Origin of the sequence: Streptococcus sp. SP8 (assembly GCF_030440045.1) — a bacterium.
Taxonomy (GTDB): Bacteria; Bacillota; Bacilli; order Lactobacillales; family Streptococcaceae; genus Streptococcus; species Streptococcus parasanguinis_I.
In genome coordinates, this window is sequence record NZ_JAQFJL010000001.1 from 305,377 (window position 1) to 331,548 (window position 26,172).

Consider the following 26,172-nt stretch of genomic DNA (forward strand, 5'->3'; position numbering starts at 1 on the left):
AAAGTCTGCAGTTTTCACAAAGAGAGGCTTTATTTACTGGAACTTTTTTTACCGTTTTATCCTAGCTTTCATCATTTAGCTTCAAATGATATAAAATGCCGGATCTTTCCTATTTCTTTCCTCTCCTTTACAGTCATTTTTTTCTTTCTCCATAAAATTGTGGTATACTTGTATATGAAAATTTTTAGGAAATAAGACAAGGAAGTAACATTTTGTGAAAAAAATTACGAATTCGATACTCAATTTCATGAGTACCAGACTAGGATTTGTCTTGACCCTTCTGTTGCTCTACTGGTTCAAAACCATGTGGGCCTATTCAGTTGATTTTAATTTAGACATTCAGGGACCGTATCAGATTTTTCTAGCAGTGATCAACCCATTGCCGATTAGTCTGCTCTTCATTGGTCTTGCACTTTATATCAAACGAACCAAGCTCTTTTATAGTTTGGCCTTTGGGATCTACCTTCTCTTATTTATTTGGTTGATTTCCAACTCCATCTATTATCGAGAGTTTACAGACTTCGTAACGGTCAATACCATGTTGGCTTCCAGCAAGGTTTCTGCCGGTCTCGGAGCTGCTGCTTTAGAATTGTTCCGACCTTGGGATGTGATCTACATTCTAGATTTCCCTATTCTAGCTTTCTTCTTCTTTAAGAAATGGATTCGAATGGACAATCGTCCCTTCAATAAACGAGCTAGTTTTGCGGTTACCTCTTTATCGGCTATGCTCTTTTCGGCCAACCTTTTCCTCGCAGAAATTGACCGACCTGAGCTCTTGACTCGTGGGTTCTCAAACTACTATGTCGTTCGTGCCCTAGGCTTACCAGCCTTTCTGGGTTATAGCGCTAATCAGACCTATGCTGCCAACAAAGAACGTTCCAAAGCCTCCGAAGCAGATTTAAAACCGGTGGAAGAATATATCCAACAGCATTATGCCAAGCCTAATCCTGAGTACTTTGGAATGGCCAAAGGCCGTAATGTTATCTACATTCACTTGGAAAGTTTCCAACAATTCTTGATCGATTACAAGTTGAAAGTAGACGATAAAGAATATGAAGTGACACCTTTCTTAAACTCACTTTACCACTCGAAAGAAACCTTTGCCTTTTCAAATGTTTTTAACCAAGTTAAGGCAGGGAAAACGTCTGATGCGGAGACCATGATTGAAACAGGCCTCTTCGGACTCAACCAAGGTTCCTTTATGGTGAACTATGGTGGAACCAATACCCAACAGGCTGCACCATTTATTCTTTCAAAAAATGGTTACAACTCAAGCGCTGTTTTCCACGGGAATGCTGGAAGTTTCTGGAACCGGAATACCGCCTATAAACAATGGGGCTACAATTACTTCTTTGATGCCAGCTACTTCACCAAACAAAACAGCAGCAATTCCTTCCAGTATGGTCTTAATGACAAATACATGCTCAAGGATTCCATCAAATACCTAGAAAGATTGCAACAGCCTTTCTATACGAAGTTCATTACGGTTTCCAACCACTATCCTTATACAACTAGCTTGTCAGGAGATGATCTCGGCTTCCCTCTAGCTAAGACTCAGGACGAAACCATCAATGGCTATTTTGCGACCGCTAACTACCTAGATTCTTCGATCAAGGCCTTCTTTGATTACCTGAAAGAATCTGGTCTTTACAAAAATTCCATCATCGTTCTCTATGGGGACCACTACGGAATTTCAAACTCCCGCAACCCAGCTCTTGCCCCTCTACTTGGTAAGAACTCTGAAACGTGGTCAAGCTATGACAATGCCATGTTGCAACGCGTTCCTTATATGGTAGTTATTCCTGGAATGGACAAAGGAGGCATTATCAACACCTATGGTGGCGAAATTGATATGCTCCCAACCTTGGAACATTTGCTAGGCATTGAATCCAACAAATTCCTCCAAGTTGGTCAAGATATGCTCTCACCAGATCATGATCAAATCGTCGCCTTCCGCTCCGCTAACTACTTTGTAACTCCAGAGTATACGAGCTATAGTGGCCGGACCTATTACACCAAAACAGGTGAGGAAATCACGAACCCAGACGAAAAAACCAAGGAAGAACTGGACAAGATTAGGGAGGCTGCTAACCTGCAATTGAAGATTAGCGATAGCATCCAGACCGGTGACCTCCTTCGCTTCTTCAAGGGCAATGATCTTGGAAAAGTCAATCCAGATGATTATTCCTACACTAATTCCTTCAAGGCATTGAAGAAGATTGAAAAGGAAAAAGGTGACAAATCAACCAGCCTTTATAACCAACGTGGCAATCAGTCCACCGTTGATCTCTTCAAGGCACCTACTTATAAAGAATTGCACCCAGAAGACGATAGTTCTTCCTCAACAGAGACCAGTAGCAGTTCTTCTAAATAAAAAGAATCCCTGAGTTTTTAAACTCAGGGATTTTGTGATTCCTTTAAAAAGAACTTAGTCTAGGACTTCAAAAACAGAAGCCGTTAAATTCTCCACATAGAATGGCCGTTTATGACGACTATTTCCAACCATCAATTTCAATTTATCTGAATTTTGGAGGTAATATGGAAGTCCGCTGGCGTTGAAGATGACCAAGTACTTCTTGTCTCCTGTTAGTTCAAATATCAGAAGTCCACTACAATCAGTTGCAGATTGGATAAAGACTTGTTGGTAGATTTTATCATAGCTTTCAAGCCCTAAGACAGGAAGACTTGTCTTCAAATTGATCAAGCTTCGGATATAGGCAATTGATTCCTTGTTTTGACTGACCAGATCCCAGTTGACCTGATTCACAAAATCTGGAGCATTGTAGGAATTCATGGCCCGCTCACGATCCAAAGGTGTGATCTCTCCATCAGGACCTGTCGCTACCAATTTAGTCCGCATAAACTCTTGACCCAATTGCATAAAGGTCATACCCTGGAAGAGCAGGTTCATGGCCGTAGCCAACTCTGAGCGCTTGACTAAGCCTGCTACTTCTTCATTTGGATGGAGGGTCTGAAGCAAGTCATAGAGATTATAATTGTCATGAGCCTCCACATAATTCAAAACCTGATTCGGACTTAAATAATGACCCAGCTCTGCACTGCCTAGAACAGCACGCGCAACGATATTCTCTGTTGATTTTCGGCTGACAAAGCCACGTTTGATGGAACCATAAACCTCAGCTCCTTTAATAGCATCGCGCTCCGTGTCGTTAAAGAATCCAATACGTGGCAATTGCGCCGCATTGTCTTTCTTAGCCTTATCCTCTGGTGCGAGACCGGTTCCCATATCCCAACCTTCTCCATAAAGGAGAATGCGAGGATCCAGAGCATCCATCGCCTCCCGAATAGCATTCATTGTCGTCACATCGTGAATGCCCATCAAATCAAAGCGGAAACCATCGATCTGGTACTCTTTGACCCAGTGCATAAGGGAATCAATCATGTACTTGCGGTACATTTCATGCTCACTTGCCGTCTCATTTCCGACACCTGTCCCATTTTGGAAGCGCCCATCTGGCTCCATCCGGTAATAATAATCCGGAACTGTATTTTGGAAAGGACCATGCTCAGTTGAGTAGGTATGATTGTAGACCACATCTATGACTACCGAAATCCCAGCGTCATGATAAGCCCGGATCATCGTTTTAAGCTCTTTCATGGTTTGTTTCGGATTGGATGGATCCGTTGAAAAGCTAGTTTCTGGTGCAGAATAATTCTGAACGTCGTAACCCCAATTATAGGTCACCTGGCCTTCTTCGTCGTACTGTTTAAAGCGATCAGAGATGGGCTGCAGTTGCACGACATTGACACCTAACTGACGGATATAATCAAAGGCAGTCGCATCACCATGGCTATTGACGGTTCCTTCTTGGCAAGCCCCCAGATAGGTTCCACGTAAAGACTCGTCCACACCTGATGTCGGTGACTTGGTCAAATCCCGAAGGTGCATCTCATAAATCACTGCTTGACAAGGATTGTCCAAGCGCCAAGGAGTCGCATCGGCGCCTTTTTTAGGACCCCAATCAAACTGACGATCTGCTCGTGAAAGAATGGCTGAGCGCATCCCATCGGCTGTCGTTGCAATGCTATAAGGATCGCGCGTTACTTGAGTATGGTGTTCAAAATGCACACGATATTGATAGGCCATGCCACTTAAATTTCCTAGAAAATCTAAAATCCAAACACCATGGGTATTTTCTGGGTGGTAGCTAGACTCTTGTTTACCACGCGTCATCGGAATGCTCTTCCAAATAGGCGCATCCGAGTCTGTTGATTGATAAAGCAACAATTCAACTTTCTTAGCCGTTGGTGCCCACAGTTTAAAGCAATGCTCCCCTTCTTCCTCCCGATGACCGAGCCATCCTTGATACGCCCATTTAGCATCAAACTCTCTAGGACGCATTGCCATATCGTAGGCATGAGGCTGACGATGGCTGTAGGCATGACTCGTCAAAGCAGCTTGCAAAGAATAATAGACTGTATCGTCTCCATCGAGAATCCATACTTCTCGAACATAGCCTTCTGGTAAAAGTTCGATTTCAAAATCACGGGTCTTGGTGAGCCAATCCCCTTCTTTGACCAAGACATGGCCCCGGTTCAAGGGTTCTTCGCTCTCATAAATTAGATTGCCTTCTACTCCAAAATAATCCAACTTGGAGAAAGAGACTGATTTTCCTTCTACTTGATCCTGCCACTGCCACATATCATAGGCAAAATAATTTCCTTTTTGCTTATGAAAATGAAGCTTTACATGGTATTGTCGCATAACATTTTCCTATTTCCAATTTAATACCGAAGGAACCATCCGCTTGTAAAACACGTAACGGACTCCAACTATTTGTTTTTATTCTTCAGATGGGTGAACCAAAGCATCGTTGTTGATTTCATCAATATTTGCAAAGAATTCCAAGTGATTATGGAAGACTTCCAATTCAACTGGAGTATCTCCTCCGTACTCCCCATCTAGATTGATACGGAATGGTTGAGCATTTTTTCCTAACATTTCGATCGTCAACTTCTTGGTCTTGAGATATTCTACATTTTCATCGTGCACATGCTTGCCTCCATTGATGGCCTGAATCATCAAGGACAACATGTTAAAGAGCTTAGCAGTTTTTACGATAATCAAGGTAAAGTTCCCATCATCAAGCTTAGCATCTGGCGCGACACTTTCAAAACCAGCAATGGAGTTGGTCAAGGCCACGAAAATCATAGACGCTGGCCCTTCAAAGACACCATTGTCATGCTCAATCCGCACCTTACGAGCCTTGTTTCGCGGCAACATTTTAGCAGCTTCTGCCACATAGGCAAAGTAACCCAAGCGAGATTTAACACTACTTGGAACACTGAAGGTCAATTCTGTCATGGTTCCTGCTGCAGCAATGTTGATGAAATACTTACTGCCATAGGCACGACCAATATCCATCTGAATGGTTTGATTTTTTTCAATAATGCGGGCAGCTGCCACAGGATCGCCCATCGGGATCTTCAAGGCACGCGCATAGTCATTGGTGGTACCGGTCGGGATAAAGGCCATCTGTGGACGATTTTCCAGACCTGCAACCCCATTGACCACTTCGTTAATCGTACCATCTCCACCAGCGGCAATGATTAAATCAAAGCCTGCTTTAGCGGCTCTTTCTGCTTCATTTTGGGCAGAAAATGGTTCAGGAGTCGTTTGATAAGCGCTGGTTTCATAGCCCACGTCTTCAAGTACGTCCAAGACTTCCGCAATATTTTTCTTGATAATTTCTTGCCCAGAGGTCGGATTATAAATTAAACGGGCTTTTTTGATTCGTTCTACCATAAAGATCCTCTATAAACTTTCAAGCCAGGCCTCATCTTCTACCTGGATTCCTAATTCTTGTGCTTTGGTTAACTTGCTACCAGCGTCACTACCTGCAACGACCAAATCTGTTTTTTTGGAAACCGATCCAGTTACCTTAGCGCCCAGACTTTCTAATTTTGCCTTGGCTTCTGAACGCGTGAGGCGCTCTAGCTTCCCAGTCAAAACGACTGTCATTCCTGATAGGGCCGCATCAGCAGCGACTTTTTCACCAAGATAAGCCATATTGACACCAGCTTCTTTGAGCTCTTGCAAGAGACGCTTGGATCCTTCTTGCGCGAAATAACTCTTAAGGCTTTCAGCCACGACCATACCGAGACTATCAATGCTGGCAATCCGTTCTGGATCAGCTGTTGCCAATTGATCGAGGCCATGGAATTCTTGGAGCAAGATTTGACTAACCTTGCTACCGACATGGCGGATCCCCAAACCAAAGAGTAACTTCTCAGCTGAATTCTCTTTTGAAGCTTGAATGGCTTCATGGAGTTTTTCAGCAGATTTTTCTTTAAAGCCTTCTAAGGTCAATAGATCCTCTACGCTTAGGCGATAGATCCCTGCCACATCCTCTACTAACTGAGCTGCAAAGAGTTTCTCTACAACAGCTGGACCCAAGCCTGTGATATTCATAGCATCCCGACTGGCAAAGTGGTTCAATCCTTCCTTAATCTGTGCTGGACAGAGCGGATTGATACAGCGAAGGGCCACCTCATCCTCAAAATGAAGCAACTCACTCTGGCAGCTCGGACAATGAGTTGGAATGGCTAATGCTTGATCAGAGACTCGCTTATCTTTGACAACACGCAAGACCGCTGGAATGATATCACCCGCCTTGTAGACAATGACGGTATCATCCTGATGAATGTCTTTTTCAGCAATATAGTCCACATTGTGCAAGGTTGCCCGACTAACAGTGGTTCCGGCTAGCTGGACTGGAGTTAGATTGGCAGTTGGGGTCACAACTCCGGTCCGTCCAACCGTCCAATCCACCGATAAGATTTTCGCTTCTTTTTCTTCAGCTGGAAACTTATAGGCGACAGCCCATTTAGGAGCTTTTACGGTAAAGCCTAGTTCTTCTTGAACAGCTAGGTCATTGACCTTGATGACGATCCCATCGATATCGTAGGGAAGATCCTCTCGAAGCTGAGCTACTTTTTGGATAAAGTCCCAAATTTGCTCCATATCCTCAGCCAGCACTCGCTCTCGGTTCACAACAAAGCCTAAGCGGGCTAATTTCTCAAGCACGCCTTCCTGACTGCTTTGATCAGTTGGACTCACTTCTTGATACAAGAAGGTCGCGAGATTTCGCTTGGCCACGATTTTCGTATCCAATTGGCGAAGCGTTCCTGCAGCAGCATTCCGTGGATTGGCAAACTCAGGCTCGCCATTTTCTTGACGGATCTGATTGACCCGATCAAAGGAAGCCCGTGGCATGTAGCACTCGCCTCGAACTGTAATGTTCACTGGCTCTGGTAACACCAAAGGAATGTCCTTGACCCGCTTGAGATTCTCTGTAATATCCTCACCGACAGAACCATCCCCACGTGTTGCTCCTGTTACAAGGACACCATTTTCATAGGTGAGGGAAATGGACAAGCCATCGATCTTCAACTCGCATACATAGCTGATGGAAGGAAATTCCTTACGGACACGCTGATCAAAAGCTTCCAATTCTTCACGTGAAAAAGCATCCTGCAAACTATAAAGGGGATACTGGTGCTGGTATTTAGTAAAACCTTTTAAAACCACACCACCTACACGGTGAGTTGGACTCTCTGGTAAGATCTCATCTGGATGAGCGATTTCGAGTTCCACCAACTCCCGATATAGTTGATCATATTCACTATCTGAAACAGATGGAGCGTCTTTTGTGTAATACTCATAAGCATAGCGATTGAGTAATTCCACTAATTCTTTCATTCTGGTTTTCATGTTCTTATTTTATCATAAAATCTTAATTTAGCCTTGAATTTACTGCATTCTTAGCATGAAAAAAAGGAGCCAAAGCTCCCTTTTCTTATTTTGTAAAATCAATCCGCTTAGAAAGTTGATTGATCACAATCGCTCCAAAAATCAAGGATGCAAATTCACCCACTCCCATGGTCAACCAGTTATAGAAGAATGGTTGGCCTTGAAGGTAATAAAGTTCCAAGGCAATCGTAAACATGGAAATGGAAAAGAAAATCGCAAACAAGAAATGGTCCAACCGAATAAGACCGTCAAACAAGAACTTGTTTTTAAAACGACCAAATAGAATGAGTCCAAGTCCTAGGAAGACAAAGGTTGAACCTCCACCAACAAAGACATCGATCCACCCAAAACTAAATAAGTTAGCAATCATACAACCAAGCGTCACTCCAATCAAGTACTTCTTATTGTAGAAGGCTAAGAAATTCATCATCTCCGAAACACGGAATTGATAGCCATAGTAGGCCATAGCATTGAGAGGTGGGGTAATGGTCAATACGATATAAATCGCAGCAACAATGGCAATTTGCGCCATATCACGAGCAGTTAACTGTTTCATCTATTCTCCTTTAGCGGTTTTTCCGCGTGTAATATGCTTGGCGAAAGGATCTTAAGCACCAAGGGTTGAAGGTTTGATTTCTTCAACCTTTCAAGTATAGCATATTTTGAGGTTTTATGGTAGACTGAATTTATGAAAATACTAATTAAAAAATTTTTTGATAATGAAATTTTATCCTATCTCTTTTTTGGGGTTGCCACAACCATTGTTTCCGTCGGAACCCGCCTCTTCATCTATCAAGTGTCTCGTGATGAACGATTAGCGACCGCGATTGGAAACATCGCTGGGATCCTCTTTGCCTTTGCGACCAACGATACCATTGTCTTTAAACAAGAAAGAAAGGGCTGGTTTCAGCGCTTGATCCGATTTGCGATTGCCCGCTCTGGGACCTTTATACTAGACATGGCCTTGACCGAGATTTTTGTCAAGCAATTCCCAGGAATCATCGGGCAATTTGTCCACAACAACAAGAGTCAGATCAATCTGATTGAAACCCTCTTTGCTCAAGTTGCTATAGTGGTCCTCAATTATGTCTTTAGTAAACTCTTTGTCTTTAAAAATAAAAACAAGGCTTGAAACGATTGTTTCAGCCTTATTATTTTAAACTTCTATACTTGCATGCTCTGCACTTAATTGATAGATCGTTCCTTCGACCCCAAAATAATCCTTGGCTAGGTCTTTCAATTCTTGCATAGCTGTTTGTGCACGTTTGGCCTGCTCCTCATTGATAGCTTCAATCACCAAAATAGCGTCCTTCGTATCTTCAGTTAGCATGGTTCTTTGAGCCTCACGCCAATTCAAGCAACGACAAACAGCTCCTTCTTGGTCATAGTAGATGATCTCCCCTTCCAAAGCTGGCGCATCTTCTTCAGCTCCTAATGGAAAGAACGGTTCGCCTCCTTTCGCTTGTCCTAGAGAGAGTCCACCCACTAATTTATCCATGTCTTCTCCTCCACATGGAAGGGCATAAGCCATAGACACACTATTGTATAAATCAACCAAGGGATTAATCGGATAAAATTCACGACCTTGGTGAACCCGTTTTAATAGTGCTTCGATGGAAGATCGGGCTCCTTTTTTTGTTTTAAACTTGCTAAAAGCTTGGCGCCACTCTTGAACGAACCCACTCTGGGTATAGTTTTCTTCATCGATAAATTCCCATGCTCTTTTGGCACCCTTGTCCAACAATTCTTTGAAATAAGGATCCTTGGCTTCATCTACCGTATTATCAATGCCATACAAGGACATCACTGTAATTCTAGCTGTTGGAAATAAATCCCAAAATGCTTGATCGACTGTCACTTTCATTGCTTTACCTCACTATAATTTCTTTTTTGACCTTTTTTAACTAGTTCCCAATCCAAGGTGATATTCTCACGAACTCGGATGAGGTACTCTTCTAACTGTGCGACTTCTTTTTTGGAAAAGCCTTTTAAAGCAGTTCTCTCAGAGTAAAGATGCTCCCCTAAAATGAAGGGGTAAATCTGCTTACCTTTTTCAGTTAACTCCCATTCCTTTGTTTTGAGATTTTCTCCTCTCGGACGTTGCTGAATCAAGCCACGTTCTTCTAGTTTTTTTACGGACCTTGCAACGGTGGATCGATCTACTTTCAAGAGGTCAGAGAGTTCTTCCTGAATCATTCCAGGTTGCTCTGCAATTCGCACCAGATAGAGATATTGACCACGTGCTAAATCTAAATCTCTAAATTCGATATTTGCAATAGAATCCAGAGCGCGCGCAATGATACCAATCTCACGCAAAATACTCATCCCACTCCTCCTTTCTTGTTAGAAATAGAGTAACATATTTTTGTTGCAAATGCAATAAAAACCAACAAAAAAAGAAACCAGATACCATCTGATTTCTATTCTTTCCTTTTATCTCTATTTTTTAGACGTAATCGTTGTTTTAATTTTAATGAAACTTCTCTATGCCGAAAGTCCACTTCTTCTGATTTTAACTTAGAGACAATTTCTCCACTGCGCGTTTGGAACTTGGCTTCTCTGGCAAATTGGATACTGGCGTTTAAAATACAACCAATAATCATGATTTTAGCTACCAAGATGAACCAGAACATAATGACCGCTAGGACGACCGAACCAAAGAAACGAGCATCTAAGAAATGACTCACATAGCGATCCACATATTTCCAAAAGATATTTAAGATCGCATACAGGACAGCAACAACAAAGGTCGCCCCTGGCAATACATATCTAAATTTTGGAATTTTGACATTTGGAAGGGTGTAATAGAGCAAGACCAGACTAACAAAGAGTAAGAGGTAGATGGTCGGCTCTGTCAAATTCAGTAAACGCACATAAATCGTCCGATCAAATGAAAAGGTCTGATAGAGATAGCGAACGATCATTTTTCCAAACATGGAAAGGATCAGCGAAAGTCCAAACAAGCCCTGCAAGGCAAAACTGATCAGAAAGCTAAAGAGTCGCCCCCAGATAATACCACGCTCCTTTTCCACCCCATAACTCTTGTTATAGGCTTTTTGGAGGTAGGCAATGCTCTGAGAGAAGATCCACAAAGCAGAAATAATCGAGAAACTCAGTAAGCCTGTCGAAGGTTTGGTCAAGACACTCGAAATCATCTGTGCCACTATTCGATATAAGGAGGCTGGCAAGACTTTTTGTAAGCTTAAAAGAATCTGAGTGGGACGAATATGAAAGTAGGGTAAAATATTGGCTGCAATCAGCATCAAAGGGAAAATGGAGATCAGCAAATAATAGGCCACCGCAATGCTAGTGATATCAGACTCTGCACTCTGATAAAACCGCACGAAGCCCTTTATAAATGGCTGTCCCAGTATTTTTTGTAGGACCTTTTTCATTCGTCACCTCCCCATTTTACTAAAAAAGAGCAAAGAGCGAAACCAGACACTTGCCTTCAGCTCCATTCTTTCCTCTCTAGTTTTAGTATGTTCCTTCTTCACCTTGACTGGTCAAGATCACCGGACCATCTTTTGTAATCACAAATTGATGCTCGTATTGACAAGAAAGGCCACCGTCAAGGGTCTTATGGGCCCAACCAGTTTCCATATCTGTATCAATCTCCCAAGTACCGGTATTGATCATTGGCTCAATCGTCAAGACCATCCCTTCACGTAAGCGAAGACCGCGTCCAGCACGACCATAATGCGGGACCATTGGTTCTTCATGCATGGTAGGCCCGACACCGTGTCCGACCAAATCACGCACCACGCCATAGCCTTTGCTTTCCGCATACTCTTGAATCGCTGCACCAATATCTCCCAAGCGATTGCCAACGACCGCTTTCTCAATTCCCTTATAGAGACATTCTTTGGTCACGTCCATCAAATCTTTGACTTCTTGCGAAACATTTCCAACCGCATAAGCCCAGCAAGAGTCCGCCAAGCCACCAGTATAGGACTCAGTGTATTTCTTCATTTGCGCCACATTGTCAAAATCTAATTTCGATACATCCAAAACAGATTTATCCAGTGGTTCTGACAAGACCATGTCTACCTTGAGGAGATCACCATCTTTGAGAATGACATGACGTGGAAAAGCATGGGCTACTTCGTCATTCAAACCACAGCAAGTCGCATAAGGATAGTCCATGAGACTACCTTCTACACCGATTTGAAGCGGCAAGACATTGGCTTCTTTACAGCGACGACGGACATATTCTTCTACTTCCCATAGGTCAAGCCCTGGCTTGATCAAGTCACGTAATCCAATATGGATGCTGGCAAGGAAATCACCTGCACGATCCATGGCTTCAATTTCACGTTGTGATTTTAATGTAATCATTGTCTTCTCATTTCTTTTTGTTTAATTAATCTTAATTGTAATGGTTGCTTTCGCAACTAACTGCAGATCTAAATACAAGCTAAAATCAACCAAGGCCGAACGTCTGGTTCGTCGAACTAGTTGTGGTTCAATGCGGATCACATCGTCCACCTGCACAGCTTGTAAAAAATTGATGATCAGCTGTTCGACGATCAAGCTACGCCCACTGTGTTGCATCATCTTGCGAACAACCTTCATCAGCACTTCGATCATGACCCCATTGGCCAAAACACCACTTTTCTCCAACATACTTGGCTCTACTGTGAATTGGTAATGGTCGTTCTCTGCTTGAATCTTTTGACCGATTTGCTCACTAAAGGTTGGCAAGCTCGAAAATTGCACCTTGCTAATCCGATCCATGACATCCCGACGTGTAATGACACCCAGCAAGGTCTGGTTAGTGCGAATCACAGGAATCATCTCATAATCTTCAGCAATCATCCGCTGGCTAATCGTCGCAATGCTGGTGGACAAATTAGTGGTAAAAATGGTCCGTGACATCACCTTATCAAGGGTCGTCTGAGGCGCCTTATCTCCAGCATCTCTCATGGTTACGACGCCCACTACCATCTGGTGCTGATTGACAACCGGAAAACGACTAAAGCGATTCTTTCGAACCAAATCTAAATAATCCCGGACCGTATCCGTCTCAGAAAGATAGCCGTACTCATGGAAGGGCCGATAGACCTGCTCGACTGTCAAGATATCCGTCTTGATCTGCATGTTAGACAAAGCCTTATTGATCATGGTCGCGACGGTATAGGTATCGTGTGAAGTTCGGATGACTGGGATTTGTACCTGATTGGCCAGATCAATCACATCCTCACTCACTTCAAAGCCACCCGTCACTAAGACCGCATTGTCATGCTTAAGAGCCAATCGTTGGATGCTAGTGCGGTCACCCACGATCAAAAGCCCCCCTTCAGACACATAGTCAAGGACGTGCTTTTCTGTCATGGCACCGATATAAAATTTATTAAATTCTTTTTCGAGTCCCTCTTCACCAGCTAATATTTCAGAACCGGTGATTTCTAAAATTTCCCGATAAGTCAAGTGCTCTAGTACAGCTTTTTTCGATTTGACACGGATGGTCCCGCTTCTAGGACGCGTTTCTACAATTCCTTGATTTTCAGCTTCTTTAATGGCACGATAGGCCGTCCCATCACTGACATTCAAAAAATTGGAGATACTGCGGACACTGACCCGTTTTCCAATCGGTAATTTTTCGAGATAGTCTAAAATCTCTTGGTGTTTACTCATAGAAGTCCCCTCTACCTAGGCGGAAATCATAATAATCGCGCATTTTACGCGTATAGCGGTCACTCCCTTTGAATTGACGAAAGAGACGAAAACCAGCCTTCAAAGCGACCTTTTGACTCCCTGCATTTTCAACATGGGTGACAATCTTAAGCTCCTTCAGTTGAAATTTCTCAAATGATAGATAGACCAACTCTTTGACCGCTTCTGTCATCAGACCCTTTCCCCAAAAATCTTTGCGTAAAAAGTAGCCTAACTCAGCCTCACCCTTGATTTCATCCAACTTTTCAAACTTGATCGAACCGATCATCTGATTGGTTTCCTGATCACAGATCGCCCAAACCCCCAAAGGATTTTTCATGAAATAGTTGGCTAGTACATATTGAGTTTCAGAAAGATCGGCTTGTGCAGGAAAGATAAATTGTAGGTTATCAGGATTCGAAGCAATCTTATAAAAATCTTCCGCATCCTCAAAGAGAAAAGGTCGTAAATACAACCTTTGTGTTTCAATTAGTGAATAGGCAGCTAAGTGCGTCCAAATATTCATTTCAAACTCCATTGTTCGTGTATCCAGCCGCCACTATCAGATCCCTAGTTCTGTCACTATTCCTCTACCAACTGGATGTCTGCTCCAAGTTGGGTCAATTTATGAATAATATCTGAATACCCGCGAAGGATGTATTCCACATTTGTAATTTCTGTTGTTCCAGAAGCCATGAGACCTGCAATCACTAAAGCCGCACCAGCTCGAAGATCCGTCGCTTTCACACTGGATCCTGTCAGTTGATTTGGCCCTTCATAGATAATGTGGTCGTTCAAGGTCGAAATGGTGGCCCCCATTTTAGCCAATTCTGGCACATGGTTGACCCGTTTTTCATAAATCGTATCAACAATTCGACCACGTCCTGCAGCCGTTAAGAGCAAAGGTGTGATCGGTTGTTGCAAATCAGTCGCAAAACCAGGATAAGGAGACGTTTTGATCTGGATGGCCTTCAAGCCCGTCTGCTTTTCTACAAAGATGCTATCTTCAGAAATGGTCATGCGCACACCCATTTCCTCTAACTTAGCAATATAGCTCTCTAAATGCTCATACAGGACATTATTGATCTGAATACCTTCCCCAATAGCAGCTGCAAGGGCAATATAGGTTCCTGCTTCGATACGATCTGGAATCACCTGATGTCTCGTTCCATGCAATTGTGGAACACCATCAATGATAATAATGTCTGTTCCTGCTCCACGAATATGAGCTCCCATGTTGTTGAGCAAGGTTACCACATCGATAATTTCAGGTTCTCGAGCCGCATTTTCGATCACTGTCCGACCTTCAGCTTTGACCGCTGCCAAAATCGTATTGATCGTTGCACCGACACTAACAGTATCCATGTAAATGTTAGCTCCTTGAAGAGGCTTGCCATCAGTCGCAAGTTTCATACTAGAGCCATCCATGGTCATAGCGGCTCCCATCGCTTCAAAGGCCTTCAAATGCAAATCAATCGGACGTGGTCCAAGGTCACACCCACCAGGAAGCCCAACAGTTGCTTGACCATAGCGTCCTAACAAACTGCCATAGAAATAATAGGAAGCTCGCAAACTATTGATCTTTCCAAATGGCATGGGCATATTCTTCACCCCACGTGGATCAATGATCAAACTGTCTTCTTTACGCTCGATCTTAGCCCCCATGATGGTCATGATTTCAATCAGACTCGCCACGTCGGAAATATCCGGTACCCCATCAAGGGTCACGATATCGTCCGCCAGAATGGTCGCCGGAATCAGGGCTACTACACTATTTTTTGCACCACTAATGGTCACCTCTCCTTTTAGAGGGCGACCACCATTTATTACAATTTTTTTCATCTTAATAATTTATTAGCTCTTTCAAGTCTTTTTCCTTTTACTATCGTTTTTTGTAACGGAAATAAAAGGGACAACGTATTCAAAATACTGCATCTATTATACCACAGATCGACCTATTTTTCCATCTGTAGGAATTTTCAAAACGAAAAAAAGCTAGGATCAACTTGACCCTAACTTTTCCATTTCAACTAATTATTTTACAGCTTCTTTCAAGGCTTCTACCTTGTCCAAACGTTCCCATGGAAGGTCGATATCTGTCCGTCCCATATGGCCGTATGCTGCTGTTTGACGGTAGATTGGACGTTTCAAATCCAGCATTTGGATAATCCCTGCAGGACGAAGATCAAAGAGCTCACGTGCTGCTTTTTCAAGCTTACTTTCAGCGACTGTTCCAGTACCGAAGGTATCAATACGAACAGAGACAGGTTGAGCAACCCCAATGGCATAAGCCAATTGCACTTCTGCTTTCTTAGCAAGACCTGCCGCTACGATGTTTTTGGCAATGTAGCGAGCTGCATAAGAAGCAGAACGGTCTACCTTAGTGGCATCTTTACCAGAGAAGGCCCCACCACCGTGACGTGAATAACCACCATAAGTATCCACGATGATCTTACGACCTGTCAAACCGGAATCCCCTTGAGGTCCACCGATAACAAAGCGACCAGTTGGGTTGATGAAGAATTTGGTCTCCTCATCTAGATAAGAAGCTGGAATCACTTCCTTGATGACCTTGTTAATCACATCTTCGTGGATTTGTTCATTGCTGACATCTGGATCGTGTTGAGTTGAAATAACCACTGTATCCACGCGCACTGGCTGGTCATTTTCATCGTACTCGACAGTAACCTGTGACTTGGCATCTGGACGAAGATAGCTAATTTCCCCAGACTTACGAAGCTCTGCCAAACGACGAACCAACTTGTGGCTGAGTGAAATCGGTAATGGCATGAGTTCTTCTGTTTCATCCACTGCAAAACCAAACATGAGACCTTGGTCTCCTGCTCCGATCAAATCAAGTGGATCTTGATCTGCATTCCCACGAACTTCCAAGGCTTCATTAACCCCTTGGGCAATATCAGGAGATTGTTCCACCAAAGATGGGTGTACTCCTACAGTTTCAGCTGAGAATCCATATTCCGTATTAGTATAACCAATCTCTGCAATGGTATCACGAACCACACGATTAATATCCACATAAGCAGTCGTTGAAATCTCGCCAAAGACATGCACGGAACCAGTATAAACAGCTGTTTCGGCAGCCACGTGAGCTTCTGGATCTTGCTCTAAAATAGCATCTAAAATAGCATCTGAAATTTGGTCTGCAATCTTATCTGGATGCCCCTCAGATACTGATTCAGACGTGAAAAGTTTACGTTCTGACATAAAAATGTCCCCCCTTAAAAAATATTGTTATAGAGTTACAAAGTACTGATAGAAGATTTCTACCACCTTATCGGGACCATATAACACTTCATTATAACACATTACATATGATATGGAAAATGATTTTTCAAAAAGCCCATTAAATCAGCTTTTTCGGTCTATGCACTACCCAGTTAAACTGACTTAAACAGTCCTCAAAGTTCCTAAAAAGTTCACAAAAAATACCCACTAGGGTATCTATCAATTGACGAGTTCAGCAGGCAAGATCTAGTACCCTCACACGGTGCTTTTTTTATCTTCAAAAATGGTAGGCGTCCGCGTACCAATGGGTACTCAAAAACCTACCATCTACTTAAATGATAACAGTTCTTTAAAAATTTTCAACCCTATCTACTTTACTCAGTCTCCATTTTTAAATAATATACCTCCAATAAATACCAGGACTCCTAAAACCAAGGATAAAATATTTGGACCTGTCCAATAAGGATCTAGCGTACCTATGATGGAAACAATAAATAAGACGGCTGATGTATTTAAGAGACCCACATTTCCATTCCTCATAGCTATGAAAAGGATGAAAGTCGCAATCATAAAACAAATATAATGGATGGCACCAATATATAAGATCAGTAGATACATGGGGTTTCCTAAAAATAAAGGAAAAATCATAATACCAAGGTGACAGACTGCTATTATAAGGGCGCTCCATAACCAAGACGAATGAAGAATGATCCTCTTTGGCGAATTTTCTTTATCATTGTTTGATTGTATATCAGCATTCAACAGATCGTTTACATCTATCTCTCCTTCTACTTGAGAGTTTTCCATCTCTGATTTAGTTTCAATAGATGATAGATCTTGTACTTTCACCTTGGACTCCCAGCTATCTGCAACTTTCTCAAACAAACCAAAAACACGACAAGCAATATAAATCGATAAGAGAAGATAAAAGAGACCGTAAAAACTTATACGAGTGATGAAAGAGTATACTATACCTATCTCAACAAGGGAAGATAAAATGAGCAAAAGAGAAAAGACTTTCTGAAGTTTATCACTTGTACTTGTGATCATAACATTAATCAGAAGTAAAAACATTAACTCCATTACACTGTATCGAAGTGTAAAAGCGTAAATATCACTCGTTCTATCCATACCAATCAATATAAATAGTGGAGAAATATTTGTAGAGGCAACAAATAGTACTAAATAAGCTATCGATGATTTCCAACCATCTTTACTTTTCCAATTGTTTAAAAGCTCCCTCATTTCTACATTCTTTATAAGCAACCAAATCCATATTAAACAAATGATATTTAGCACAAAGGAAATGTTCAGCAGATTTGTTGGGGAAAAAGGTGGTAAAAAAAACATCAGTAGTTGAGTAATTGAGAGGAGAAGAACAGCTATCAATCCTTCAACATTTAAACGTTGCTTCATGATTCTCCAAATTAACCAGCAAATAATCATTCCATTCCATATAGAAAAAATACTAGAGGCAGTGAACAGTGGTATATCTCCATTTAAATTTTGGGCATTATAGCTCTCTACTAGACTACTACCATAAGAAACAAGATAAAGAATTGCTTCAAGAATTAGCAGTATACCATACCATTTTTTTCTAGACATAGATTCTCCTCCACTTTCTAAGAAAAGTATGTAACGATTCATTTATTTAAATTATAACACAATTTGTAACCGTTTTCCTATTGCGTTATCAGTACTAAATAAATAAATAAAAAAGATAGGATTTATCACCCTACCTCCTATCATCAGTCTCCATTTTTTAACAATACAGTTCCAATCAATACCAGCACTCCTACCACAAACGGTGGTATATGATTAATCACCCAATCCGGATCACCCGCAGCAATAAATGAAAAAACATAAATAGCTACTGCCATATAAAGAGTTGCTTTATTGGCATTCACTATTCCATTCCAAAGCAGGATGGTTGCTATCACAAAGCTAATCATATGGATTCCCAAAAAGTACAAAAAGCCACCAGCCCACGCTCCCATTGAAAAGAGACCTAATAAAAGTAAAACGATATAAACAATGGCCAAGAACAAAGCAATAGAAAGGATTACAGAATTTCCAATTCTCTTCTCTGGCTTCATTTCATTGTTCGGAAAAAGACTTTCATCTGAAGCATATGCTTCATTTTCTTTATCTACTTCAGGATTTTTTTGTTGATCTGTCATAACTTTCTCCAAACATTTTTAGTTATTCTTTCAAATAATAGCGCTTAAAAATAGAGCGGAAGAACTGATTTAACTAGGGCTTTAATCGACCCGAATATTTTTTATTGAGTAGAGTTGACCATATCCATTTTTTAATTAAGAGCTTTTCACTTCTTTAACCAGGAGTGTTCCGATTAAATCCAAAATACCTAAACATAAGGGAGCAATTCGAAATATTTCCCAGTCCGGATCAAAAGCCAAGATGATAGACAGCAGATAGAGTCCAATACTCGCATAGAGAAGGCTTTTATTCCCCTTCTTCATCCCTAGTCGAATTAGAAAGGCTCCAATCGCAAGACTTAATAAGTTTGGACCAAGGAAAATCAAAACGACAAATCCCCAACCATCACCCCAAGGTGCAAAGAAAAAGACAAACAATACAAGATAGATAATGGATAGGTAAAAGGTTACTGAAAGAAGAATAGAATGTAAGCTATTTTCTTTTGGAGGATTCTGAACAGATACAGAATTGGGATAATCTTCACTGATCTTACTATGTTCTTTATTTTCCTCAAGATGTTTCTCTTGGTTTGTCATCACTTTCTCCTACCTTTCTTATATTTTTATGTTTTTCCGTTAACACCATTATACTTGATTCCATTATTCTTTTCATGATAGCCATCTATTCAATGCTATCTCTTAAACATTAATTTGGACAGGTTTTCAATTAGATTGCTAATATATCATGAAATAGTTGGGAAGCCTTCCCTAAATAAAATCAGCCTCAGCAATAGCTCGTTTCACTTCTTCAATTGGTAAATTGACCAGTTCTACTTCTTTTTCACGGTAAAGATACTCGGCATATTCATCAATGCGGTACTGATGGATATACACCACCCGCTTGCAACCGACTTGAAGCAACTGCTTGGTACAATTGAGACAAGGAAAATGCGTCACATAAGCTGTAAAGCCTTTAGGAATTCCACGTTCAGCTCCTTGCAAAATAGCATTGACTTCCGCATGAATCGTCCGGACACAGTGTCCCTCGACCATGAGGCAGCCATCCTCTAAACAGTGATCTGTCCCAGAAACAGACCCATTATACCCGGTTGCAATGACCTTATTATCCTTAACTAGAACAGCACCTACTTTCGCTCTATTACATGTCGCTCGATTCGAAATCAGTAAGGCCTGTGCTGCAAAATATTCATCCCATGCTAGTCGATTGTGTGTCACCTTTATATCCTCCATCTCTCCTCATATCGGTTACGATTATTTTCATTATAGCATGAAATCAACAAGAAAAAAAGGGAGTGGGAAAGAACTCTGACTAGTAAAAAAGAGTTCGTTTTCCCACCCCCGCACAGTTGATTAGGTCATCTTTAGAGCTTAAAAAGCGAATAAAGATACCAATCAACCACTGCGTCATACAGTTATTTCTATCATACATCAAAGGCTGGACAACTTTTGCCCAGCCTATTGTAAATATTATTTACCAAGTTTTGCTTTAGCTGCATCTGCAAGAGCTGTGAAAGCCGCTGCATCGTTAACAGCCAAGTCAGCAAGCATTTTACGGTTAACTTCGATCTCAGCCAATTTCAAACCATGCATCAATTGTGAGTATGAAAGTCCGTTCAAACGAGCTGCCGCATTGATACGTGTGATCCACAATTTACGGAAGTCACGTTTCTTTTGACGACGGTCACGGTATGCATAGTAGTAAGAGTTCATTACTTGTTCTTTTGCAGTACGGAACAAGATATGTTTAGCTCCATAGTAACCTTTAGCTAATTTAAGAATACGTTTACGACGTTTGCGTGATACAACGCCACCTTTAACACGTGCCATTTATATTTCCTCCAATATTTCCTAGAATTCTTTACTTACGAATACGCAATTATTTCAAGCGAGTAAGCATTGCTTTGATACGTTTGAAATCTCCTGCATGCACCATAGATGCTTTACGAAGATGACGACGTTGTTTCTTAGTTTTTCCGTGGAAACGGTGAGAAGTGTAAGCACGGAAACGTTTAAGTCCACCAGAACCTGTACGTTTGAAACGTTTAGCTGATGCGCGGTGTGTTTTTTGTTTTGGCATGATATTTTCTCCTTTTTTTAACTTTCTGACAGATTATTTCTTGTCAGTTGCTGGCGCCAATTGCATGAACATTTGACGTCCATCCATCTTAGCTCGTTGTTCGATGATCGCCACATCTTGTGTCGCTTCAGCGAAGTCGGCTAAAACTTTAGCACCAATCTCTTTGTGGGTAATCATACGACCCTTAAAGCGAATGGATACCTTCACTTTATTTCCTTTTTCAAGGAATTTGCGAGCATTGCGAAGTTTTGTATCGAAATCACCCTTGTCAATCACTGGGCTCAAACGAACTTCTTTCACGGTCACAACGCTTTGTTTTTTGCGTTGTTCTTTTTGCTTCTTCTGGTACTCAAATTTGAACTTACCGTAGTCCATAATTTTCGCAACAGGAGGTTTAGCTTGAGGTTGAATGAGAACCAAGTCAACATTAGCATCGTCCGCAAGTGCTTGCGCTTCGCTAAGTGGTTTGATACCCAATTGCTCACCTTCAAGACCGATTAAGCGAACTTCACGTACACGAATTTCATCATTGATGAATAAGTCTTGCTTTGCTATGGTTTTCACCTCTTTTTTATTATTCGAGAAAAACAAAGAACGGACCTGCAAAACAGGCCCGAACTACATGATGTATTTCATTACTGAAACTTGATCCGTAGGGGCCAGGCAACTTGCGTCACAAGGCGAGAAGTTCTCACTTCTGCTTTTCTCAACTTTTATATGATATCAAGTTTTTTATTCTTTGTCAAGAAGTTTTTTTGCTTTTTCTTCAATAAATGCAACAACGTCTGCAATTCCAACACCCGTTGTGTCAAAATGAATGGCATCAGCTGCAGGTTTCAAAGGAGAAACGGCACGGTGGCTGTCCTTATAGTCCCGCTCAGCGATTTCTTTTTTCAACAATTCAAGATCCGCTGTGATGCCCTTTTCAACATTTTCCTTATAACGACGTTCTGCCCGCTCCTCAACAGAAGCGACCAAAAAGATCTTCAACTCTGCATGTGGAAGGACGACTGTCCCAATATCGCGTCCATCCATAACGATGCCCCCCTCTGCTGCAATTTCTTGCTGTAGAGTGACAAGTTTTTCACGGATCGGCGCAAGCGCTGCAACCCATGAAACATTGTTGGTCACTTGGTTATCGCGAATCGGGTGAGTAATATCCACGTCCGCTACAAAGACAAGCTGCTCTCCTTCTTCCGAACGACCGAAACTAATTGGATACTGATCTAAAAGGGCTAAGAGGTCATCAACCTGCTCAGCTGTCAGATTATTTTGCAAAGCTAGGTAAGTCGCTGCACGGTACATAGCTCCTGTGTCTAGATACGTATAGCCTAGATCCTTGGCAATGATCTTTGCAACTGTAGATTTTCCACTAGAAGCCGGTCCATCAATGGCAATTTGAATTTGTTTCATGCTGTCCTCAACTCCTACTGAATCTTAACGACATCACCAGGATTCGCATACCATGATCCTGTAGACATGTGAGATGGATTTAACTGTTCCAATTGGGCAATGGAAATACCAGCACGCGCAGCAATTGCTGCTTCCCCTTCACCTGCTTGAACAGTGATCGTACCTTCTTCAGAGTTCTCATCTTTTGAACTATCGTCTTTAGCCGCTTGGTCAGTTTGTGCTGCAGGGGCTGATGATTTCTGTTCAACCTTAGTCTCTCCATTGTAGAAACCAGACATTTGTTTTGATTTATTGCTGCCACCTGTTGAAAGGAAAATCAACAAGCAGACCATCGCCACTACTACTACAAAGAAAATAATGGCTAAAATCGTCAATAGACGATCTGCCTTGATTCCGTTTAACTTACTCGTTCTTTTCAATGTTTCTTCTCCATCATCGTAAATATCTTCTTCCCATGGTTCTTTTGCCATGACTTCCTCCTTGTTTTTTCTCGTAAAAATCATTACAATAGAAGTATGAAAGTTACGTTAATTCCAGATCGTTGCATCGCTTGCGGTCTCTGTCAGACCTATTCTGAATTATTTGATTACCATGACAATGGCATCGTTAAATTTGCTGCTGAAGAGGACGACCTCCTTGAAAAGGAAGTTCCTGTCACAAACGATGTTCTCGAGGCTATTAAAGAATGCCCCACTCGTGCTCTCTTAAAAGATTAAGAGGGCTTTTTATTTGTTTGCATAATACATCTCGTAGTAATCCACATGGATGAAATTGTCCGTCAGGATTACTTCTCCCTTAAAATAAGGATTTAAAGCAAGTGCATTGATAAAGTATTTTTTCGGCCATTTACGCATACAGAATGTTCGACTGCGCGATCCATCATTAAATATGAGCTTGATCGATTTCTTATTAACTTCGACCTTTTCGATCGAGTCAATCTGCACCTTGATTGGAGTAAAAGGATTGGCTGTAATAATCCGTAAGATCCCATCCTCATAGATCGTGAAGTAACGATGGACCCCAATTGCGAGCAAGGCCATAAATAAAAAGAACGAAAACAAAACTAGCGTTGGCACACTAGAGCTCTCATACATCAAGGCCAGTCCAATAAAGACCGGAATCACTGCAATGGACCAATAAGTCACAAGAATAGATAAGTCCGGTTGCCAATGATAATGGACCTTTCCAAATATCTTAATCATGAGCGTACCCCCATCTAATAGTTTAGCATAAAAAACAAAAAAAAGGGAGCCAGACAGCCAAAATCACAAAGATTTTTACCTGCTAGCACTCCTTTTAATTGGATTTGTTGGTTGGGACTTTAAAGAAGTCTTTAGAAAGGTAACCTTTCCCACTAATCAGGTCGTATTCAACCATTTTCAAATCCTCTGCAATTTCTTGCGCTTCCCCTTCTAAGGCCTTTTTATCGACACTTGCTTTTTTCAGCACTTCCGTCAACAAAGCATAGTAAGGCGAAACTTTTGAATTGGTCTGTTCAAAGACCATAGCAGAGAAATCACTTGAATTGACCAAAGGATAGTTCAATTTCGGTGCATCAAAATTACTCCAAATGAAGTAGTCTGTCTGATACTGACTCTCTGGATTATTCTTAAAAGCGGACTCTGGATAAAGTCCTGGCAAGTGATCTCCATAGAATACCACTGTAATCTTCTTATCTATTTTAGAAAGACTTTCTAGGAAGGATTGGGTGGCGGTGTCGGTAAAGGTTAAAAGACGTGAATAATTCGTTAACTTGGTATTTTCATCATCTGAAAAACCGTTGCCTGTTGCTGTTAAGTCTGAAGGTTCTCCTGCTATAAATGGGGAGTGATTTTGAATCGTAATGACAGAAAAGAATTGATTCTTTTTAGCATCCATCTCTTTTAATACTGCCTTATACGTAGATTCATCGCTTATATGTACTTCTTGATAACCTAAATCATAATTCTTTTTATCATCAATGCTTATAAATTTATTGAATTTCAATCTATTGTAAATCACATTTCTAGAATAATTAATTGGAGATTCGAAATGAATAACTTCTTTATTATTAAATGAATCACTAACTGAAATTAGTCTTCTCATTTTAGGAGCAACCTCTGAGTATAATACAGAAACTGTCGGATTAATATTATAAAAAGGTAACCCTGTCAATGTTTGAAACTCCATATTTGCGGTTCCACCACCATAACCATCTGATTGCATTAATCCACTTGTAACTTTTGTCTTAATTTCTTGAATTTTTGGTATAGGATTTCTAGATAAATTTACCCCTTCAATTCTTGATGGGTCAGCAAAACTCTCACTTAAAACATAAACAATTGTTTGATTATCAATTAACTCATTTCTATTTTTATTGATTTCGAAAGCTACTTGATCATATTTCTTCTCAATTTCTTTGATTTTTTCTTTACTATATCCCTTCGGTTCTATAATTGGATCTGTTGTGATTTGATTTAACCAAACATAGGACAACGATCGATATCTAGCATTTATGGAATTTCCTAACCATTTTGTATCTTGGAAATTATTTAACAAAGTAATAATCGGAACGTCATCAATAATTTTACCATTATCTTTTCTTTTGAAAATAGAATAAACATTAATGGACAATAAGATCATAAGTCCTAATAAAACAAATCTTAAGATCGTTGCACGAATAATTCTACCTGGATAAATATATCTCCGTCCTATTATATAGATAAACGTAAAAATGACTAAGGAAATACTCACAGTCATTAAAACCGAAGCATCTACAAAACTAAATAAAACAGAAGGTTGAAATACCCAGACCAAATCACTTGGCAAAATTGGTTCCGCACGCATACTAAATTTTATAGCATTAGCAACAATAAACAGAACCCCACCAAATAAAATCAATATTGTCGTAAATAAATATCTATTAAAGATAATATATAGAAAAATAAACAGATAAGATAAACACAATATCTGAAATATTACACCTCCAGGAAATATTGAGTATCCAACCAAAGGTTCCCCATGGCCTAGACCCAATTGAATTCCTGTATTAAATAATATTGCAAGACTAATACTTGTAAATGCAGCTAGCGAAAAACTAGACCTATTTTTTACTACATCAACTTGTCCTTTTACAAAAAGCAAGCCAACTAAAGTCAGGAAAAAACTTAAGAGTAGCAAATGAAATTCTAAAATCCAAAATTGGCTCAAGGAGTACTTTCCTGCTCCTAATTTCTCAAAATTTCCAGATACATACCATGATGTACGATACAAAAAAGAAAGAATTTTAGAATCAGTAAAAATGAACGAACAAACTACGCTAGAATGCAAGACATATTCGAACATTTTCCCAATAGGTTCTAATTTTTTTCTATTCGCTTTATTATCATATGATTTTTTGATCTGACCCAAAACATAAGAAATCACTAACAATGACAAAATAAATACTAGAGAATTAAATTGCCAAAAATTGTTTTTTTCAAAATGATCAATCTTATAACTAGGATTATTAATATTAAGCGAAACATCAATCGAGTATGATAGTATTAAATAGATTACGTATGAAACTAAAATTTTAAGGAAAAAAATCCATTTTAAAGCGTATTGTGAAATTAGTAAAACTAGAATTAAGAAGGCAATTCCAAACCAAATTCCAAACTGATTAACTAAGAATAATACAGATCCTGTTGATTTGATCTCTTTAGAAATCAAATTTTGTGTTAAGAAAGTATTGCTTATAAAAAATAAAAGAAAGAGAGCTATACAGTACTTTTGTGTTCTTGTTATTTTATTATAAATTTTAAAAAGAAAATCTCTTAAATCTAATTTCCTCTTTCTCTTCATTTTTT

26 protein-coding genes, 1 riboswitch and 1 other annotated feature are annotated in these 26,172 nt (G+C 40.6%); of the genes, 3 read left to right on the forward strand and 23 right to left on the reverse strand.

What is annotated here, in order from left to right:
* Window positions 1-214: 214 nt before the first annotated feature.
* Entirely contained in the window at window positions 215-2,374 is a 2,160-nt protein-coding gene (locus PCY11_RS01550; RefSeq protein WP_049474753.1) for an LTA synthase family protein, read from the forward strand.
* Between the two features lie 54 nt (window positions 2,375-2,428).
* Here PCY11_RS01550 and pulA read toward each other — a convergent pair whose 3' ends face one another.
* The 4 genes from pulA to PCY11_RS01570 form a co-directional block, all read right to left on the reverse strand.
* Complete coding sequence (gene pulA / locus PCY11_RS01555) at window positions 2,429-4,726, reverse strand: type I pullulanase (protein WP_070845468.1); 2,298 nt, start codon at window positions 4,724-4,726, stop codon at window positions 2,429-2,431.
* A gap of 78 nt (window positions 4,727-4,804) precedes the next feature.
* Window positions 4,805-5,767, reverse strand: coding sequence for a diacylglycerol kinase family lipid kinase (locus tag PCY11_RS01560; protein ID WP_003006748.1), 963 nt, complete (start codon window positions 5,765-5,767; stop codon window positions 4,805-4,807).
* 9 nt (window positions 5,768-5,776) lie between these two features.
* Window positions 5,777-7,735 carry an NAD-dependent DNA ligase LigA gene (ligA, locus tag PCY11_RS01565; protein ID WP_070845467.1) on the reverse strand — a complete coding sequence of 653 codons (1,959 nt, stop codon included), beginning with the start codon at window positions 7,733-7,735 and terminating at the stop codon, window positions 5,777-5,779.
* 85 nt (window positions 7,736-7,820) lie between these two features.
* Window positions 7,821-8,330: a QueT transporter family protein gene (locus tag PCY11_RS01570; protein ID WP_023917840.1), complete on the reverse strand. Its 510-nt coding sequence runs from the start codon at window positions 8,328-8,330 to the stop codon at window positions 7,821-7,823.
* A riboswitch (PreQ1 riboswitch) is annotated at window positions 8,328-8,434 on the reverse strand. Its footprint overlaps the gene before it by 3 nt.
* Before the next feature lie 28 nt (window positions 8,435-8,462).
* Here PCY11_RS01570 and PCY11_RS01575 point away from each other — a divergent pair.
* On the forward strand, window positions 8,463-8,906 hold the full coding sequence (locus PCY11_RS01575; RefSeq protein ID WP_049485730.1) for a GtrA family protein: 444 nt from the start codon (window positions 8,463-8,465) through the stop codon (window positions 8,904-8,906).
* Between the two features lie 24 nt (window positions 8,907-8,930).
* On the opposite strand, the gene PCY11_RS01580 is transcribed toward PCY11_RS01575, so the two are convergent.
* The 17 genes from PCY11_RS01580 to PCY11_RS01660 all read right to left on the reverse strand — a co-directional run bounded on the left by PCY11_RS01580 (window position 8,931) and on the right by PCY11_RS01660 (window position 22,815).
* On the reverse strand, window positions 8,931-9,638 hold the full coding sequence (locus PCY11_RS01580) for a B3/4 domain-containing protein (RefSeq protein WP_045759323.1): 708 nt from the start codon (window positions 9,636-9,638) through the stop codon (window positions 8,931-8,933).
* The gene (locus PCY11_RS01585; RefSeq protein ID WP_070845466.1) at window positions 9,635-10,099 is read right to left on the reverse strand and encodes a MarR family winged helix-turn-helix transcriptional regulator; all 465 of its coding nucleotides are present in this window, start codon (window positions 10,097-10,099) and stop codon (window positions 9,635-9,637) included. The genes PCY11_RS01580 and PCY11_RS01585 overlap by 4 nt, the downstream gene beginning before the upstream one ends.
* 95 nt (window positions 10,100-10,194) lie before the next feature.
* Window positions 10,195-11,169 carry a YihY/virulence factor BrkB family protein gene (locus tag PCY11_RS01590; protein WP_070845465.1) on the reverse strand — a complete coding sequence of 325 codons (975 nt, stop codon included), beginning with the start codon at window positions 11,167-11,169 and terminating at the stop codon, window positions 10,195-10,197.
* Window positions 11,170-11,251: 82 nt separating this feature from the next.
* Window positions 11,252-12,112 carry a methionyl aminopeptidase gene (locus PCY11_RS01595; RefSeq protein ID WP_049474762.1) on the reverse strand — a complete coding sequence of 287 codons (861 nt, stop codon included), beginning with the start codon at window positions 12,110-12,112 and terminating at the stop codon, window positions 11,252-11,254.
* Window positions 12,113-12,133: 21 nt separating this feature from the next.
* Complete coding sequence (gene spxR, locus PCY11_RS01600; protein ID WP_070845464.1) at window positions 12,134-13,411, reverse strand: CBS-HotDog domain-containing transcription factor SpxR; 1,278 nt, start codon at window positions 13,409-13,411, stop codon at window positions 12,134-12,136.
* A complete protein-coding gene (locus PCY11_RS01605) occupies window positions 13,404-13,955 on the reverse strand; it encodes a GNAT family N-acetyltransferase (RefSeq protein ID WP_024055817.1) in 552 nt (183 codons plus the stop codon). Before PCY11_RS01605 ends, spxR begins: the two co-directional genes overlap by 8 nt.
* 56 nt (window positions 13,956-14,011) lie before the next feature.
* On the reverse strand, window positions 14,012-15,271 hold the full coding sequence (locus tag PCY11_RS01610) for a UDP-N-acetylglucosamine 1-carboxyvinyltransferase (protein ID WP_049471988.1): 1,260 nt from the start codon (window positions 15,269-15,271) through the stop codon (window positions 14,012-14,014).
* A 192-nt stretch (window positions 15,272-15,463) separates the two neighbouring features.
* On the reverse strand, window positions 15,464-16,654 hold the full coding sequence (metK, locus tag PCY11_RS01615) for a methionine adenosyltransferase (protein ID WP_049485733.1): 1,191 nt from the start codon (window positions 16,652-16,654) through the stop codon (window positions 15,464-15,466).
* A 399-nt stretch (window positions 16,655-17,053) separates the two neighbouring features.
* The gene (locus tag PCY11_RS01620; protein WP_301362359.1) at window positions 17,054-18,280 is read right to left on the reverse strand and encodes an ABC transporter permease; all 1,227 of its coding nucleotides are present in this window, start codon (window positions 18,278-18,280) and stop codon (window positions 17,054-17,056) included.
* Window positions 18,281-18,423: 143 nt separating this feature from the next.
* Window positions 18,424-18,855: a hypothetical protein gene (locus PCY11_RS01625; protein ID WP_031574151.1), complete on the reverse strand. Its 432-nt coding sequence runs from the start codon at window positions 18,853-18,855 to the stop codon at window positions 18,424-18,426.
* Window positions 18,856-18,990: 135 nt separating this feature from the next.
* Window positions 18,991-19,431 (reverse strand): hypothetical protein, encoded by a 441-nt coding sequence (locus PCY11_RS01630; protein WP_031574154.1) that lies wholly within the window; start codon window positions 19,429-19,431, stop codon window positions 18,991-18,993.
* Between the two features lie 171 nt (window positions 19,432-19,602).
* The gene (locus tag PCY11_RS01635) at window positions 19,603-20,070 is read right to left on the reverse strand and encodes a deaminase (protein ID WP_049490930.1); all 468 of its coding nucleotides are present in this window, start codon (window positions 20,068-20,070) and stop codon (window positions 19,603-19,605) included.
* Between the two features lie 252 nt (window positions 20,071-20,322).
* Complete coding sequence (gene rplT / locus PCY11_RS01640; RefSeq protein WP_000124830.1) at window positions 20,323-20,682, reverse strand: 50S ribosomal protein L20; 360 nt, start codon at window positions 20,680-20,682, stop codon at window positions 20,323-20,325.
* Between the two features lie 49 nt (window positions 20,683-20,731).
* Window positions 20,732-20,932: a 50S ribosomal protein L35 gene (gene rpmI, locus PCY11_RS01645; RefSeq protein WP_003003453.1), complete on the reverse strand. Its 201-nt coding sequence runs from the start codon at window positions 20,930-20,932 to the stop codon at window positions 20,732-20,734.
* 33 nt (window positions 20,933-20,965) lie between these two features.
* Complete coding sequence (gene infC, locus PCY11_RS01650) at window positions 20,966-21,496, reverse strand: translation initiation factor IF-3 (RefSeq protein ID WP_003003721.1); 531 nt, start codon at window positions 21,494-21,496, stop codon at window positions 20,966-20,968.
* 16 nt (window positions 21,497-21,512) lie between these two features.
* Window positions 21,513-21,641 (reverse strand) — a sequence feature (ribosomal protein L20 leader region).
* A gap of 23 nt (window positions 21,642-21,664) precedes the next feature.
* Window positions 21,665-22,345, reverse strand: a complete 681-nt coding sequence (cmk, locus tag PCY11_RS01655; RefSeq protein WP_070586083.1) for a (d)CMP kinase — start codon at window positions 22,343-22,345, stop codon at window positions 21,665-21,667.
* 14 nt (window positions 22,346-22,359) lie between these two features.
* Window positions 22,360-22,815 carry an SAG1386/EF1546 family surface-associated protein gene (locus tag PCY11_RS01660; RefSeq protein ID WP_003006692.1) on the reverse strand — a complete coding sequence of 152 codons (456 nt, stop codon included), beginning with the start codon at window positions 22,813-22,815 and terminating at the stop codon, window positions 22,360-22,362.
* A 45-nt stretch (window positions 22,816-22,860) separates the two neighbouring features.
* Between PCY11_RS01660 and PCY11_RS01665 the strand changes: the two genes are divergently transcribed.
* On the forward strand, window positions 22,861-23,061 hold the full coding sequence (locus PCY11_RS01665; RefSeq protein WP_003003472.1) for a ferredoxin: 201 nt from the start codon (window positions 22,861-22,863) through the stop codon (window positions 23,059-23,061).
* 9 nt (window positions 23,062-23,070) lie between these two features.
* Here the strand turns inward: PCY11_RS01665 and PCY11_RS01670 are convergent, their stop codons facing one another.
* Together PCY11_RS01670 and PCY11_RS01675 are read right to left on the reverse strand one after the other, a co-directional pair.
* Window positions 23,071-23,547, reverse strand: a complete 477-nt coding sequence (locus tag PCY11_RS01670) for an EbsA family protein (RefSeq protein WP_049522867.1) — start codon at window positions 23,545-23,547, stop codon at window positions 23,071-23,073.
* Window positions 23,548-23,641: 94 nt separating this feature from the next.
* Window positions 23,642-26,167 (reverse strand): LTA synthase family protein, encoded by a 2,526-nt coding sequence (locus tag PCY11_RS01675; RefSeq protein ID WP_301362360.1) that lies wholly within the window; start codon window positions 26,165-26,167, stop codon window positions 23,642-23,644.
* Window positions 26,168-26,172 lie beyond the last annotated feature (5 nt).

Coding starts and splice junctions, on each gene's coding strand:
- pulA (WP_070845468.1), bottom strand. CDS start 4,726: ATGCGACAATACCATGTAAAGCTTCATTTTCATAAGCAAAAAGGAAAT.
- PCY11_RS01560 (WP_003006748.1), bottom strand. CDS start 5,767: ATGGTAGAACGAATCAAAAAAGCCCGTTTAATTTATAATCCGACCTCT.
- ligA (WP_070845467.1), bottom strand. CDS start 7,735: ATGAAAACCAGAATGAAAGAATTAGTGGAATTACTCAATCGCTATGCT.
- PCY11_RS01570 (WP_023917840.1), bottom strand. CDS start 8,330: ATGAAACAGTTAACTGCTCGTGATATGGCGCAAATTGCCATTGTTGCT.
- PCY11_RS01575 (WP_049485730.1), top strand. CDS start 8,463: ATGAAAATACTAATTAAAAAATTTTTTGATAATGAAATTTTATCCTAT.
- PCY11_RS01580 (WP_045759323.1), bottom strand. CDS start 9,638: ATGAAAGTGACAGTCGATCAAGCATTTTGGGATTTATTTCCAACAGCT.
- PCY11_RS01585 (WP_070845466.1), bottom strand. CDS start 10,099: ATGAGTATTTTGCGTGAGATTGGTATCATTGCGCGCGCTCTGGATTCT.
- PCY11_RS01590 (WP_070845465.1), bottom strand. CDS start 11,169: ATGAAAAAGGTCCTACAAAAAATACTGGGACAGCCATTTATAAAGGGC.
- PCY11_RS01595 (WP_049474762.1), bottom strand. CDS start 12,112: ATGATTACATTAAAATCACAACGTGAAATTGAAGCCATGGATCGTGCA.
- spxR (WP_070845464.1), bottom strand. CDS start 13,411: ATGAGTAAACACCAAGAGATTTTAGACTATCTCGAAAAATTACCGATT.
- PCY11_RS01605 (WP_024055817.1), bottom strand. CDS start 13,955: ATGAATATTTGGACGCACTTAGCTGCCTATTCACTAATTGAAACACAA.
- PCY11_RS01610 (WP_049471988.1), bottom strand. CDS start 15,271: ATGAAAAAAATTGTAATAAATGGTGGTCGCCCTCTAAAAGGAGAGGTG.
- metK (WP_049485733.1), bottom strand. CDS start 16,654: ATGTCAGAACGTAAACTTTTCACGTCTGAATCAGTATCTGAGGGGCAT.
- PCY11_RS01620 (WP_301362359.1), bottom strand. CDS start 18,280: ATGTCTAGAAAAAAATGGTATGGTATACTGCTAATTCTTGAAGCAATT.
- PCY11_RS01625 (WP_031574151.1), bottom strand. CDS start 18,855: ATGACAGATCAACAAAAAAATCCTGAAGTAGATAAAGAAAATGAAGCA.
- PCY11_RS01630 (WP_031574154.1), bottom strand. CDS start 19,431: ATGACAAACCAAGAGAAACATCTTGAGGAAAATAAAGAACATAGTAAG.
- rplT (WP_000124830.1), bottom strand. CDS start 20,682: ATGGCACGTGTTAAAGGTGGCGTTGTATCACGCAAACGTCGTAAACGT.
- rpmI (WP_003003453.1), bottom strand. CDS start 20,932: ATGCCAAAACAAAAAACACACCGCGCATCAGCTAAACGTTTCAAACGT.
- cmk (WP_070586083.1), bottom strand. CDS start 22,345: ATGAAACAAATTCAAATTGCCATTGATGGACCGGCTTCTAGTGGAAAA.
- PCY11_RS01660 (WP_003006692.1), bottom strand. CDS start 22,815: ATGGCAAAAGAACCATGGGAAGAAGATATTTACGATGATGGAGAAGAA.
- PCY11_RS01665 (WP_003003472.1), top strand. CDS start 22,861: ATGAAAGTTACGTTAATTCCAGATCGTTGCATCGCTTGCGGTCTCTGT.
- PCY11_RS01670 (WP_049522867.1), bottom strand. CDS start 23,547: ATGATTAAGATATTTGGAAAGGTCCATTATCATTGGCAACCGGACTTA.
- PCY11_RS01675 (WP_301362360.1), bottom strand. CDS start 26,167: ATGAAGAGAAAGAGGAAATTAGATTTAAGAGATTTTCTTTTTAAAATT.